At 65.7% G+C, this 13188-nt stretch carries 15 protein-coding genes; 7 read left to right on the forward strand and 8 right to left on the reverse strand.

Going from position 1 to position 13188, the window contains the following annotated elements; translation table 11 throughout:
* Positions 1-10 precede the first annotated feature (10 nt).
* A complete protein-coding gene (locus tag KCX70_RS18680; protein ID WP_212618417.1) occupies positions 11-673 on the reverse strand; it encodes a riboflavin synthase in 663 nt (220 codons plus the stop codon).
* Between the two features lie 739 nt (positions 674-1412).
* Here KCX70_RS18680 and KCX70_RS18685 point away from each other — a divergent pair.
* The gene (locus KCX70_RS18685; RefSeq protein ID WP_212618418.1) at positions 1413-2162 is read left to right on the forward strand and encodes a hypothetical protein; all 750 of its coding nucleotides are present in this window, start codon (positions 1413-1415) and stop codon (positions 2160-2162) included.
* Positions 2163-2173: 11 nt separating this feature from the next.
* On the opposite strand, the gene ribD is transcribed toward KCX70_RS18685, so the two are convergent.
* Positions 2174-3283 (reverse strand): bifunctional diaminohydroxyphosphoribosylaminopyrimidine deaminase/5-amino-6-(5-phosphoribosylamino)uracil reductase RibD, encoded by a 1110-nt coding sequence (ribD, locus tag KCX70_RS18690; RefSeq protein ID WP_212618419.1) that lies wholly within the window; start codon positions 3281-3283, stop codon positions 2174-2176.
* On the reverse strand, positions 3280-3747 hold the full coding sequence (nrdR, locus tag KCX70_RS18695; protein WP_021206698.1) for a transcriptional regulator NrdR: 468 nt from the start codon (positions 3745-3747) through the stop codon (positions 3280-3282). Before nrdR ends, ribD begins: the two co-directional genes overlap by 4 nt.
* Positions 3748-3861: 114 nt before the next feature.
* On the opposite strand from nrdR, the gene KCX70_RS18700 reads away from it, so the two are divergent.
* From KCX70_RS18700 to thpR, 3 genes are read left to right on the forward strand one after another with little or no spacing between them, the layout of a single operon-like run.
* The gene (locus KCX70_RS18700; protein ID WP_212618420.1) at positions 3862-4290 is read left to right on the forward strand and encodes a YbaY family lipoprotein; all 429 of its coding nucleotides are present in this window, start codon (positions 3862-3864) and stop codon (positions 4288-4290) included.
* Positions 4287-4943: a class I SAM-dependent methyltransferase gene (locus KCX70_RS18705; protein WP_212618421.1), complete on the forward strand. Its 657-nt coding sequence runs from the start codon at positions 4287-4289 to the stop codon at positions 4941-4943. The genes KCX70_RS18700 and KCX70_RS18705 overlap by 4 nt, the downstream gene beginning before the upstream one ends.
* A 23-nt stretch (positions 4944-4966) precedes the next feature.
* The gene (thpR, locus tag KCX70_RS18710) at positions 4967-5506 is read left to right on the forward strand and encodes an RNA 2',3'-cyclic phosphodiesterase (protein ID WP_212618422.1); all 540 of its coding nucleotides are present in this window, start codon (positions 4967-4969) and stop codon (positions 5504-5506) included.
* A gap of 19 nt (positions 5507-5525) precedes the next feature.
* Here the strand turns inward: thpR and yedF are convergent, their stop codons facing one another.
* Positions 5526-5762, reverse strand: a complete 237-nt coding sequence (yedF, locus tag KCX70_RS18715) for a sulfurtransferase-like selenium metabolism protein YedF (RefSeq protein ID WP_102853278.1) — start codon at positions 5760-5762, stop codon at positions 5526-5528.
* Positions 5731-6972 (reverse strand): selenium metabolism membrane protein YedE/FdhT, encoded by a 1242-nt coding sequence (gene yedE, locus KCX70_RS18720; protein ID WP_212618423.1) that lies wholly within the window; start codon positions 6970-6972, stop codon positions 5731-5733. The genes yedF and yedE overlap by 32 nt, the downstream gene beginning before the upstream one ends.
* 201 nt (positions 6973-7173) lie before the next feature.
* On the opposite strand from yedE, the gene trxA reads away from it, so the two are divergent.
* Positions 7174-8043: a thioredoxin gene (trxA, locus tag KCX70_RS18725; RefSeq protein ID WP_212618424.1), complete on the forward strand. Its 870-nt coding sequence runs from the start codon at positions 7174-7176 to the stop codon at positions 8041-8043.
* Positions 8044-8673: 630 nt separating this feature from the next.
* On the opposite strand, the gene KCX70_RS18730 is transcribed toward trxA, so the two are convergent.
* The 3 genes from KCX70_RS18730 to KCX70_RS18740 all read right to left on the reverse strand — a co-directional run bounded on the left by KCX70_RS18730 (position 8674) and on the right by KCX70_RS18740 (position 10778).
* A complete protein-coding gene (locus KCX70_RS18730; RefSeq protein WP_392604254.1) occupies positions 8674-9231 on the reverse strand; it encodes an HAD family hydrolase in 558 nt (185 codons plus the stop codon).
* A 32-nt stretch (positions 9232-9263) separates the two neighbouring features.
* On the reverse strand, positions 9264-10133 hold the full coding sequence (tesB, locus tag KCX70_RS18735) for an acyl-CoA thioesterase II (protein ID WP_212618426.1): 870 nt from the start codon (positions 10131-10133) through the stop codon (positions 9264-9266).
* A gap of 81 nt (positions 10134-10214) precedes the next feature.
* Complete coding sequence (locus KCX70_RS18740) at positions 10215-10778, reverse strand: GNAT family N-acetyltransferase (protein WP_212618427.1); 564 nt, start codon at positions 10776-10778, stop codon at positions 10215-10217.
* Between the two features lie 78 nt (positions 10779-10856).
* Between KCX70_RS18740 and KCX70_RS18745 the strand changes: the two genes are divergently transcribed.
* Entirely contained in the window at positions 10857-11777 is a 921-nt protein-coding gene (locus tag KCX70_RS18745; protein ID WP_212618428.1) for a histone deacetylase family protein, read from the forward strand.
* A gap of 154 nt (positions 11778-11931) precedes the next feature.
* Complete coding sequence (locus KCX70_RS18750; RefSeq protein WP_212618429.1) at positions 11932-13176, forward strand: TIGR03862 family flavoprotein; 1245 nt, start codon at positions 11932-11934, stop codon at positions 13174-13176.
* Positions 13177-13188 lie beyond the last annotated feature (12 nt).

Consider the following 13188-nt stretch of genomic DNA (forward strand, 5'->3'; position numbering starts at 1 on the left):
GCTGGCAATCTCACTTGTTCAGGTAGCCGTGTTCGGCCAGGAAGCTTTCGGTCAGGCCCGAGGCATTGGGTTCGGCGGCCTTGTCACCCATCAGCAGGCGCTCGAGGTAACGCGCCAGCAGGTCCACTTCCAGATTTACCTGCCGCCCGGGGCGGTAGTCGACCATGATGGTTTCGGCCAGGGTGTGCGGAACGATGGTGAGTTCGAACTCGGCACCGTTGACCGAGTTGACCGTCAGGCTGGTGCCGTCGACGGTGATCGAGCCCTTGAGCGCGATGTACTTGGCCAGCTCGCGCGGGGCGCGGATACGGAACTGCACGGCGCGGGCGTTTTCCTCACGCGCCACCACATCGCCGATACCATCGACGTGACCACTGACCAGATGCCCGCCGAGGCGGCTGGTCGGCGTCAGCGCCTTCTCCAGATTGACCCGGCTGCCGGCCTTCAGGTCGACGAAGGCGGTGCGCGCCAGTGTCTCGCGGCTGACATCGGCCCAGAAGCCGTTGCCCGGCAGCTCGACAGCGGTCAGGCAAACGCCATTGACCGCGATGCTGTCGCCGAGCTTGACGTCTGACAGATCCAGCTTGCCGGTCTCGACCAGCACACGCACGTCGCCGCCTTTTGGCGTCATGGCGCGGATGGTACCGATGGACTCGATTATTCCTGTGAACATGCGGCCTCCCGTGGAAGGCTGTTGAAGCGGTGCATATGACGAACTCCTGTTTTGGATAAAACAGGGCGCTGCAGATCGATAGGGAGTGGACGCGCGCACGAAAGGCGCCCGTCGAGGCATCCCGCTCTCTCTCATCCGGACTATACCGTCGGCCCCGGAATCACACCGGGTCTGCTGACCTTGTCGAAGACAAGCGCTCGCGGGCTAGACGCGGTTGAAAGCGACTGTGCCCAGCGCAGGCTGCGTTGCGCGCCTCCTCGAAAGGCTCGTTTACCAGGGTAAACGTCGCTTTCTCGTCGTCACGCCTTGCCTGCACCGCGCTCGCTACGCTTTCAACATCAGCTGCGCCATTACCGCCGGTGGGGAATCGCACCCCGCCCTGAGAACGTGGGCCCTTTTCAGGCCCGGCGCAGTTTTTACCATAGATAAGGCCTTTCTGCAGCCTGGAAACGACCGCCTGGCTGCGCTTCGCGGCACAGAAACATTTTTTAACACTCACGCAACTCGCGTTGCGCTTGTTTGTCCATACCCATCGCATCGGCCTCCTTCGATGTTGGCCCGACGCAACGCAGGACGACCAGGAAGGAACGTCACTCCCGCATTTCTTCGTACCGACACGCCGAGCCAGGATCCACTCGTATTTGGCGATCCCCTCCCGCGCAGGCCTGGGCACGATCAGGACGAACGCTCCGAGCCTTCACATGTGCCACGAGGGACGGGTATGTCAGAGGTTACGGCTATGCAAGCATCGGCGGCCGAGCAGGCTGCCGAGATCGACCAACAGGGCTTCACGGTCATCGAGCAATACATCTCACCCGAGCAGCTCGAACTGGGCCGCGCCTTCGTCGCTCAGCAAGCCGCCATTCAGAGCGGCGAATACTTCGCCATACATGGAATCGAGGCGCTGGGCGGCAGCATGATCGCGGGGCTGGCGCTGTCTACCGCGCTCAAGGAGACGATGGCGGCACTGTATCGTCTCCAGACCGGACAGGAACCGGCTGCAGCCGAGCAGATCTTTCCAGTGCTTCGCTGTCTGCAGGGACGAAGCGGCCTCAAGCAGTCGCACTTCTATCATTTCGACGCGACGGCAGTGACTGCGCTGCTGCCGTTGTTCATCCCGACGGCGGGCACGCACTGTGGCGACCTGATCATCTTTCCCAATGTGCGGCGTGTCCGCTTCAATGCCCTGCGCAACGTGGTCGAAAAGGCCGTGCTGCATAACACCGCCAGCCAGAAGCTGGTCGCCTTCGCGGTGCGACGTGGCTGGCTCCGGCCGATCCGGCTGAAGCTGGTGCCGGGCAACCTGTACCTGTTTTGCGGCTACCGTAGCCTGCACGCCAACGATGAATGCGATCCGGCCATGCTACGTGCCACCGCACTGTTCCATTTCGGTAATCCGCACCATGAAAGCCTGCTGGCAAGATGGCTGCTAGGCGCCAACAAGCGGCGCGCCAAGCTCGATCACAATGGACTGCGGCCCGTGAACTAATGCAACCTCAGTTATGCGCGCGGTACGGCGACGATCTTCCAATCGTCGCCGACGGCCCGGATATCGGCGATGCGCAGTTCGCGCGCTTCGCTCATCCGCTCCAACGGCAGGTCGAGCAGCGGTCGCGCGGTCGAGCCGAGGAATTTGGCGGCGACGAAGATCTGATACTCGTCGATCAGACCGAGGGCGGCGAAGGCGCCAGCCAGACGTGGCCCTGCTTCGAGCAGCACCTCGTTGGTGCCGCGCGCGGCCAACTCGAGCAGCACGCTATGCAGATCGACCCGCTCTGCCGCCCCCGGGATCGCCAGCAGCTCGTGGCCCGCCGACCGATAACGCGCGGCCGTCCCGTCATCGTGGCCCACGACGAGTGCAGGCCCGGCCTGGAAAAAAGGCGCATCCAGCGGCACGCGCAGCCGCCCGTCGATCAATACGCGCAGCGGTTGGCGCTGCATCGCCAGTGCTGTCAGGTCGTCATCCAGACACAGCTCCGCGGCGCGCACGGTCAGCCGTGCATGGTCCATCAGCACCGTATCGGCACCCGTCAGCACCACGCTCGACTGCGCCCGCAGGCGCTGCACCTCGGCGCGCGAGGCCGGGCCGGTGATCCACTGACTCTCGCCGCTGGCCATCGCGGTACGCCCATCGAGGCTCATCGCCAGCTTGGCACGCAGATACGGCAACCCCGTTTCCATGCGCTTGATAAAGCCGCAGTTGAGCGTGCGAGCCTCGGACTCCAGCACGCCGCTGGCCACCTCGATCCCCACACTGCGCAACAGCGCGAGTCCGCGCCCAGCCACTTGTGGATTCGGATCCTGCATGGCCGCGACGACGCGGCCTACCCCAGCCTGGACCAGCGCCTCGGCACAGGGCGGCGTGCGCCCGTAGTGACTGCAGGGTTCAAGGGTGACGTAGGCGGTAGCACCACGAGCGCGCTCGCTAGCCTGACGCAAGGCATGCACCTCGGCATGCGGCTCTCCGGCACGCACGTGCCAGCCCTCACCGATCAATTCACCATCCTTGACGATGACGCAGCCGACACGCGGATTGGGGTGCGTCGAATACAGCCCCTTGCGCGCCAATCGAAGCGCCCGCGCCATCCAGGCGTGATCGTCGGCGCTCATTCGGTCTTGGCCGGCTCGCGGGACAGCCGTTCGATCTCTTCGCGGAACTCGTTGAGATCCTGGAAGCGGCGATAGACGGAAGCGAAACGGATATAGGCCACCTCGTCGAGCTTCTGCAGCTCGACCATCACCAGCTCGCCGAGCACACGCGATTTGATTTCCCGCTCGCCGGTGGCGCGCAGCTTGTGCTTGATGTGGGCGATGGCCTCTTCCAGACGCTCGACACTCACCGGACGCTTTTCCAGCGCGCGCTGCATGCCGGCACGCAGCTTTTCCTCGTCGAAGGGCTGGCGACTGCCGTCCTGCTTGATCAGCCGCGGCATCACCAGCTCGGCGGTCTCGAAGGTGGTGAAGCGCTCGCCGCAGGCGAGGCATTCACGGCGACGGCGCACCTGATCGCCTTCGGCCACCAGGCGCGAATCGATGACTTTGGTGTCGTGTGCACCACAGAAGGGACAATGCATGGGCTAGAGCTGTCAGACGTCGGGAGAGCCATGGTAGCGCATCCCGTCGGCAAGACAAATTGACGGCATTGCTGCTATACAGGCGCGCATTCACCGCCCTCGAGGAGGCCGTCCGTGCCGTTACGCCGCTTTGTCGTCCCCGCCCTTTTGTTGCTGCTGGCCGCCTGCTCGAGCCAGGAAACCCAGCGCCCCTCGGCACCGGTCACCTTCGAGGAGCCGCCACAGGCGACCAGCGTCCTGCATGAATTGCATGGCAGCCTCATCGGCGTGCCGGCCAACAGTGAAGTGGAGCTGGCGCTGCTGGAGGTCAATCGGCGCGACCAGCCGGACCGTTTGCTGAGCAGCCTGCAATTGCAGGGGCGTGGCAGCGAGTTGCCGTTCATTCTCAAATTCAACGCCGAGAAGTTTCCGGCCGACCAGCAGGTCGAGCTGCGTGGCCGCGTCACCCGCTCCGGTCAGCTGATCATGCGTTTGCCGGCGGTGCAGGTGAGCAGCCCGGCCAATCAGTCACTGGGCCCGCTGCGGCTGGTTCCGGCGCCATGACCGCGCCCGATGAACTGCAGGTGGGGCTGTCCCGGCTGCTCGGCGATGCGCAGCTCGGCATCGCCACCTTGCCAGGCACGGACATCCGCCTCTGGCTGATCGACCCGGACAACATGACGCGCGCCTTCAGCCCCGAAGAAACCCGCCGCATCCTCGATGAGCCACCCTATTGGTCGTTCTGCTGGGCCAGCGGCCTGGTCCTGGCGCGCTGGCTGGCCGAACGTCCGGAATGGGTGCGTGGCAAGCGGGTGCTGGACTTCGGCGCCGGCTCCGGCGTCGCGGCCATCGCCGCGGCCAAGGCGGGCGCCGCCGAGGTGGTGGCCTGCGACCTCGACCCGACCGCGCTGGCGTCCTGTCGGATCAACGCCGCCCTTAACGGGGTGCAGCTAGGCTACTCGCAAGACTTCTTCGCCAAGCCCGACCGCTACGATCTGATCATCGTCGCGGATGTGCTCTACGATCGCGCCAATCTGCCGTTGCTCGACCAGTTCCTCAGCCGTGGCAAGGCGGTGCTGGTGGCCGATTCGCGGGTGCGCGACTTCCAGCACCCGGCCTACGAACGGCTGGCGGTACTCGATGCCTGCACCTGGCCCGACCTGGCCGAACCCGCGGAGTTTCGCCGGGTCAGCCTGTACCACGCCACGCGGGCCTGAACCGACGACGCGGGAGGGATGCCATGCAGGCCCACGCCGATACGCTGCGACTGTTCTTCGCCTTGCCCTGCCCGCCCGAACAGGCTACCGCCATCGCACAGTGGCGCGACGGGCAGCTTCCGGGAGGGCGCAAGGTCGTACCGGATAACTTTCACCTGACCCTGGCCTTTCTCGGCGCGCAGCCGGCGACTCGCCTGGAGGCGCTGAAACATCTGGCCGCGGCCATCGAGGCACCGTCCTTCGAGCTGAAGCTCGACGGCCTGATCGCCCTCGGCAAGGGGTTCGTCTGCCTTCGGCCACAGTCTCCACCCGCCGCTCTGCTCCAGCTGGCGACGAGTCTCGGCCAGGCTCTCGGCGCGCAGGGCATCATGCTCGACAGCCGCCCCTTCCTGCCGCACCTGACCCTGGCCCGCCAGGCCGAACTGCCACCACGCTGCACGCCGCCGACGTTCAGCTGGGCAGCCGATCGCTTCGTGCTCTACCTGTCGGAGAACACGCGCGACGGGGTGCGATATCGCGAACTGGGCAGCTGGCCGTTGGCCGGTGCCGAGGCCGCCGGCTAGGCGCCCTCGGGGTGAACCACTAGGCGGGGATGCGGATCAGGAAGCGAAACAGCGAACCGTGCTGTTCGACCTGGCATTCGTAGCCCTTGGCCCGAGTGTCTTCCGGTATGCCATGCACCGACTGCGAACAGTCGGTCACCACTTCCAGCAGCTGGCCGGGTTGCATGGTCGCCAGGGTTTCCAGCGTGGCGATGGCGTTGTACGGGCAATGCTCGCCGCGCAGATCAAGCGATAGATTCGGTGTGGCCTGGCTCACGGGCAGTACTCCTGGTTGATTGGGAACGACGGGCTTGGAAACGACGGGCATTGAGGTGCACCAGCAGCATGGCGATGGCCAGCCCGACCAGGGTCAGCAGCAGACCGTTGGCGGGGCCGAACGTCTGCAGCAGGTTGACCTTCGGATAAGGCAACGCCAGCGAGTTGCCGAGCTCGTCCCAGTAGACCGCGACCAGCGTGCCGCCGATGACATTACCGATGCCGACCACCCAGAAATGCACCTGACCTTCCATGGCGCGGTACATCCAGCCCGTCTCGCAACCGCCAGCCACGACGATGCCGATGCCGAACAGCACACCACCGATGATAGCGTTGGGGCCCATCCAGAAGATCTTCGGGCTGGCGCCCAGGGCGATCGCGCCAAAGGTGCCGATGCAGGCGACCACCATGCCCAGCAGGATGCCGTAGGCGGCGCGGGTGCGACCGGTGGTCCAGAGATCACGCGCAGCACTGGTGAAACAGATCTGCGCACGTTCGATCAGCCCGCCGAAGACCAGCCCGAACAACACGGCCATGCCCAGCACCAGCGAGGTGTCGAAACGCCAGGCCATGAACACCAGCGCCAGCGCCGCGACCGCGACACCGATCCGTGCCTGCCGGGCGGCACGACGCTGGGTCGCCTGTGGGTCGCCGAACAGCGAACTGGCCTGGCTGCCCACCTTGAGCGGTGTGCGCAGAAACGGCAGCAGGCAGATCTTCACGCCGATCCAGGCACCGCCTACCGTGGCCAGCATGAACGCCCAGGCATGCAGCGAAAACATCGGGATACCGGTAAAGAACGCCGCCAGGTTGCAGCCCATGGCCAGGCGCGCGCCGAAGCCGGCGACGATGCCGCCCGCCAGGCCCTGCAACAGCCTGCGCTTGCTGGTCGGCCAGCGCAGGCTGACGTTGTTCGCCCACAACGCGGTGCACAGCGCGCCGAGCAGCATGCCGATGATCATCACCCCATCAACGCGGTCGAGCGGTGTGCCCGACAGGCCGAGGATCTTGAAGTAACTCCATTCCTGCGGCTGGTAGCCCAGCCAGGCGAGCACGTGGCCGCCCCACCGGGTGAACTCACCCGTGACGGCCCAGAAGGTGCCGGTGATCGCGAAGTAGTAGGCGGAAGCGACACCCAGGGCCACCAGGGCAGGCAAGGGTGACCAGAAGCGCACGAGGTAGCGCTCCCGGAAATCGGAGAGAAAGGACATCTGTGAAGCTCCATATGACGCGCGACTGCAAACGCCGCACCGGTCTAGGAAAGGGTTTTGCCTCGAACCGACAGCGCGCTGCGGCCCGGGCGGCGCAAACATAGACCAACCCGTGGCAGCGCGCGAGGACTTGCTTTCGCCTGGGCGCAGCCCCACTTAACATGCACGCCTGAATTCGCACGCCCCAACCTAGAGAACGCCATGAGCCAGACGCCTTATATCTTCGACGTCACCAGCGCCAACTTCGAGCAACTGGTGCTGGAAAACTCCTTTCACAAGCCGGTCCTGGTGGACTTCTGGGCCGAGTGGTGCGCACCGTGCAAGGCACTGATGCCGCTGCTGGCGAAAATCACCGAGGAGTATCAGGGCGAGCTCGTGCTGGCCAAGGTCAACTGCGACATCGAGCAGGAGGTGGTGGCACGCTTCGGCGTCCGCAGCCTGCCCACCGTGGTGCTGTTCAAGGACGGCCAGCCGGTCGACGGTTTCGCCGGCGCCCAGCCCGAGTCGGCCATTCGCGCCATGCTGCAACCCCACGTACAGGCCCCGCCGGCACCCGAAGCCGACCGGCTGGCAGCGGCCCAGGCGCTGTTCGCCGAGGGCCGTATCGGCGATGCGGAAGAGCAACTCAAGCAGTTGCTGGCCGAAGACAACGAAAACGCCGCCGCGCTGATCCTCTATGCCCGCTGCCTGGCCGAGCGCGGCGAACTGGGCGAGGCCGAAACGGTGCTCAATGCAGTCAAGGGAGACGAACACAAGCAGGCGCTGGCCGGCGCCCGCGCACAGCTGACCTTCCTGCGCCAGGCCAACGACCTGCCGGAAGTCGCCGACCTGAAGAGCCGCCTGGCGCAGAACTCCGAGGATGACGAAGCGGCCTACCAGTTGGCCGTGCAACAACTCGCTCGCCAGCAGCACGAAGCAGCACTCGATGGCCTGCTCAAGCTGTTCGTGCGCAACCGGAGCTACGCCGACGGGCTGCCACACAAGACGCTGTTGCAGGTGTTCGACCTGTTGGGCAGCGATCACCCGCTGGTCACGACCTACCGCCGCAAGCTTTACCAAGCGCTGTATTGAGCCGGGCAGACTGGACGAACCCGTCAGACGGCAAAAAACTAAAAGCTTCGCCCCGAGGGCGGGGCTCCTACGAAAGCAGTCGGTGCGTGGCGCCACTTTATGCAGGTGGCACGCTTTTCTTGTGGGAGGCGCGACCCGCGGCGAATACAGCTTGCCGGCCCGCTCAAAGCCAGAAGCTTCGCCCCGGGGTCGGGGCTCCCACAAGCAGCCCGTGCGTGGCGTCCCCTTATGCAGCTGGCCCGCTTTTCTTGTGGGAGGCGCGACCCGCGGCGAATACAGCTTGCCGGCCCGCTCAGAGCCAGAAGCTTCGCCCCGGGGTCGGGGCTCCCACGAAGCAGCCCGTGCGTGGCGTCCCCTTATGCAGCTGGCACGCTTTTCTTGTGGGGGGCGCGACCCGCGGCGAATACAGCTTGCCGGCCCGCCCAAAACCAGAAGCTTCGCCCCGAGGGCGGGGCTCCCACGAAAGCAGCCCGTGCGTGGCGTCACTTTATGCAGCTGGCACGCTTTTCTTGTGGGAGGCGCGACCCGCGGCGAATACAGCTTGCCGGCCCGCTCAAAGCCAAAAACTTCGCCCGAGGGCGGGCCTCCCACGAAGCAGCCCGTGCGTGGCGCCGTAATGCGCAGCCTGGGCTACCCCGCCAGCATGCCGCGCAGTTGCAGGCAATCGCGGGCATGCAGATCGGTCAGCTCCGGCCACAGATTTTCCGGCAGGTTTACCAGCACGCTTCGCGCGCCCGCCGCTTTGGCGCATTCCAGGTCGAAGCGGTAGTCGCCGACCATCACCAGTTCGCTCGGCGCCACGGACCAGCGGTCCGCCAGGTGTAGCAGGCCACCAGGGTCGGGCTTCGGCGGTGCTTCGTCGCGGCCGAGGATGTCGTCGCTAGCGAAGTAGTCGCCCATTCCCACCGCCTGCAACGTGACCAGTGCCAGCTCGTGGGCGTTGCGGGTCAGGACGCCGAGGCGGCAACCGCGCTCACGCAGCGCGTGCAGCAACTCACGGGCACCGGTTGCTGCCGTCGCGGCATAGGCCAGTTCACGCTCGTGCTCGAGCAGCCAGGCGCGCTTGCTGGCCGCTTCATCGGCAGGCAGCGCGGCGAGGTGATGGAGGATGTCGTCGTCCGGGGGAATGTCCAGGGCCCGCTTGATCGCCGGAAAATCGTGCACGGCGATGGTCAGGGTGCCGTCCATGTCGAACACCCAGTGCCGTGCATCGGCCAGGCTCACTTCCAGTCCTCACGTACACGAATCAGCCCTTCCTGGGCCACCGAGGCGACCAACTGACCGGCGCGATTGAAGATGCTGCCACGGGCGAAACCACGGGCGTTGCCGGCCCAGGGGCTGTCCATGGTGTAGAGCAGCCAGTCGTCGGCGCGCACTTCTCGGTGGAACCAGATGGAGTGGTCGAGGCTGGCCAGCTGGATGAACTTGCTCCACGAGCTCACCCCGTGCGGCTGCAATGCGGTGCCGATGAAGCTGAAGTCCGAAGCATAGGCCATCAGGTATTTGTGCAACGCCGGGTTGTCCGGCAGCGAACCATCGGCGCGGAACCAGATGTGGCGAATCGGCTCGATGGGCTGCGGATTGATCGGATCCTGCAGGGTCACCGGGCGGATCTCGATGGGCTTGGGCCGGCGCAGTTTTTCCGCTACGCGCGGTGGCACCAGCGGTGTCAGCTTGTGCAGCAGCTCCCACTCGCTGAGCAGATTCTCCGGGCCCTCGACATCCGGCATCGGCAACTGATGTTCGTAGCCGGTCTCGTCGGCCTGGAACGAGGCGCTGCAGGTGAAGATGGTCTGGCCCTTCTGGACGGCGCTGACCCGGCGGGTGGTGAAACTGCCGCCATCGCGGACCCGGTCGACGTCGTAGACCACCGGCTGGTGCGAATCGCCGGGACGGAGGAAATAGCCGTGCATGGAATGCACATGGCGCTCCGGCGCCACAGTCTGGCTGGCGGCGGACAGCGCCTGGCCGACCACCTGACCGCCGAACAGCTGTGGGAAACCCAGATCCTGGCTGGCGCCACGGAACAGGTTTTCCTCGATGCGTTCCAGCGACAGCAGGCTCACCAGCGTGTCTAGGGTGTCGGTCATGGTGCAATTCCTTTATTCATGCGGGCACGGGGCAGGCATGCAATGGTACGGATTCCGCAGTATCCGCTCCACTGATTGCGCCTAACGTCGGGTATCGAACCAATCGTCGCGCGTCATCCGGTACAGGACGTGAGTGCGCAACGCGTGCCCGCCGGGCAGGTCCGGATGCTCGAAGTCGCCTCCGTGGTCGTGGCGCATTCCCAGAGCGCGCATTAGCTGTCTGGATGGATCGTTGACCGCAGCCGTGTAGGCCACGACTTCCGGCAGTTGCAGGCGCTCGAAGGCGCAGGCCAGGGACGCCTGCGCGGCTTCCCGGGCCAACCCCTGGCGCCAGTGCTCGCGAGCCAGCCGCCAGCCGATCTCGACGGCTGGGCAGAACGGTTGTTGCAACCGGCTCCAGGCCAGCCCGGTGAAGCCGATGAAGCAACCGTCGTCCTTGCGCTCCAGCGCCCAGAAGCCGAAGCCATGGCGGACGAAGTGAATCCGACAACGCGCCATCGCCACCGCGCACTCGTCACGCGACAGCGGTGCCGGGAAATAACGCATCACCTGTGGGTCGGCGCACATGTCAGCCAATGGGTCCAGGTCGGTGTCGTGCCAGCCGCGCAACCGCAGCCGCGGCGTATCCAGTTCGATGCGTTCCATCGGTTGCTCCATGTCGTTTCCTTGTGGCGGCTGCTGCCGGCTCTGCATACTCGCGACTGACCATCCAGGCGCCGACCGATGCCGCTACCGCTGATATTTCATGACGACTACAGCCCGCCGCTGCCACCGGGACACCGCTTCCCGATGGAGAAGTTCCGGTTGCTGCGCGATCACCTGGTCGCCAGCGGTTTGACCACCGACCAGGCCCTGTTGCGCCCCGAACCCTGTCCACGCGAGCTGCTCGCGCTCGCCCATGACCGCACCTATGTCGAGCGCTACTGCAGCGGCGACATGAGCCGCGAAGAGCTGCGTCGGCTAGGCCTGCCCTGGAGCCCGCAACTGGCCCAGCGCACCGTGCGCGCCGTCGGCGGTTCGCTGCTGGCCGCCGATCTGGCGCTGCGACACGGGTTGGCTTGTCATCTGGCCGGTGGCACCCATCACGCCCATCATGATCATGCCTCGGGATTCTGTATTTTCAATGACCTGGCGGTCATCGCGCTTTCGCTGCTGGAAAGCGGCCGTGTCGGCCGGGTCCTGATCTTCGATTGCGACGTGCATCAGGGCGACGGCACGGCGCGCATCCTCGAACAGGTGCCAGATGCGGTGACCGTGTCGCTGCATTGCGAAAAGAACTTCCCGGTGCGCAAGGCACGCAGCGACTGGGATATCGGGCTCACGCCCGGCCTTGGCGACGCCGACTACCTGAAGGTGGTCGACGACACGCTGAACTACCTGCTGCCGCTGTACCAGCCGGACCTGGTGATCTACGACGCCGGCGTGGATGTTCATCGTGACGATGCGCTGGGCTTGCTGAACCTCAGCGATGATGGCCTGGCGATGCGCGATAGCGCAGTCATCGAGCATTGCCTTGGGCGGGACATCCCGGTGGTCGGAGTGATCGGCGGCGGCTACGACAAGGACCGCGCCCTGCTCGCCCGGCGCCATGCCCAGCTGCATTTCAGCGCCGCCGAGGCGTGGCGGCGCCACGGACTGCACTGAACGACCTCAACCTGCGTGCGCATCTATGGACGCCACGGCTTATGCCGGCGAAGGCGCTGCATGGCTGCGACTCGCCCGTACCCGTGCGCCGCATGATCGATGTTTGCAAACGGCATTCGCTACAATGCCGGCCTCGCACCGCCAGGCCTGACCCATGCTTCCGAACCCTATGCCTTCCCGCATCGCCATCATCGGTGGCGGCCCCGCCGGGCTGATGGCTGCCGACGTGCTGAGCCAGGCCGGTGTTGCGGTCGACCTCTACGACGCCATGCCCTCGGTTGGCCGCAAGTTTCTGCTGGCCGGCGTCGGCGGGATGAACATCACCCATTCCGAAGCGTTCGATCCGTTCGTGGCGCGCTACCGCGAACGCGCCCAGGCGTTGCGTCCGTTGCTCGAGGCGTTCGGCCCCGAACAGCTGCGTGAGTGGATACATGGGCTGGGCATCGCTACCTTCGTCGGCAGCTCCGGCCGTGTGTTTCCCGCCGACATGAAGGCCGCCCCGCTGCTGCGGGCCTGGCTGAGACGGCTACGCGATGCCGGCGTGCAGATTCATACACGCCACCGTTGGCTGGGCTGGGACGACGACAGCCGCCTGCGCCTGCAAGGGCCGGATGGCGAGCTGTCCGTCAGCGCCGATGCCATCTTGCTCGCTCTGGGCGGCGGCAGCTGGGCGCGCCTGGGCTCCGACGGCGCCTGGGTCGCGCTGCTGGCCGAGCACGGCATTGCCCTCTCGCCATTGCGACCGGCCAATTGCGGCTTCGAGGTGGACGGCTGGAGCGAGCATTTGCAGGAAAGATTCGCCGGCGCGCCGCTGAAAACCGTCAGCCTCGCGCTCGCCGGCAGTGCACCCCGCAAGGGCGAATTCGTCATCACCGCCAGCGGCATCGAAGGCAGCCTGGTCTACGCGCTGTCGGCCGAGATCCGCCAGGCGATCGAGCAAAATGGCAGCGCGACGGTCCAGCTGGACCTGCTCCCCGACCATTCGCTGGAAAAGATCGGTCGTGCGCTGGCCAAGCCCCGTGGTTCGCAATCGATGGCCAAGCACCTCAAGCGCCAGCTCGGCCTCGACGGCGTCAAAGCCGCGTTGCTCCGGGAGCTGGCGCCGGCGGACGCCTTCGATGACGCGCCGCGTCTGGCCAACCTGATCAAGGCGCTGCCGATCGTTCTGCGGCGCGCACGACCGCTGGACGAAGCAATCAGCAGCGCCGGAGGGGTGCCGTTCGAAGAACTGGATCACGGATTGATGCTGCATCGGCTACCCGGCGTGTTCTGTGCCGGAGAAATGCTCGATTGGGAAGCACCCACGGGCGGCTATCTGCTCACCGCCTGTTTTGCCAGCGGACGTGCGGCAGCAGCCGGCATGCTGCGCTGGCTAGCGGATCGCCCGTCGCGCGGCTGAGGCGCACTCACT

The sequence above is a fragment of the Stutzerimonas stutzeri genome (assembly GCF_018138085.1).
In the GTDB taxonomy this organism is placed as follows: domain Bacteria; phylum Pseudomonadota; class Gammaproteobacteria; order Pseudomonadales; family Pseudomonadaceae; genus Stutzerimonas; species Stutzerimonas stutzeri_AI.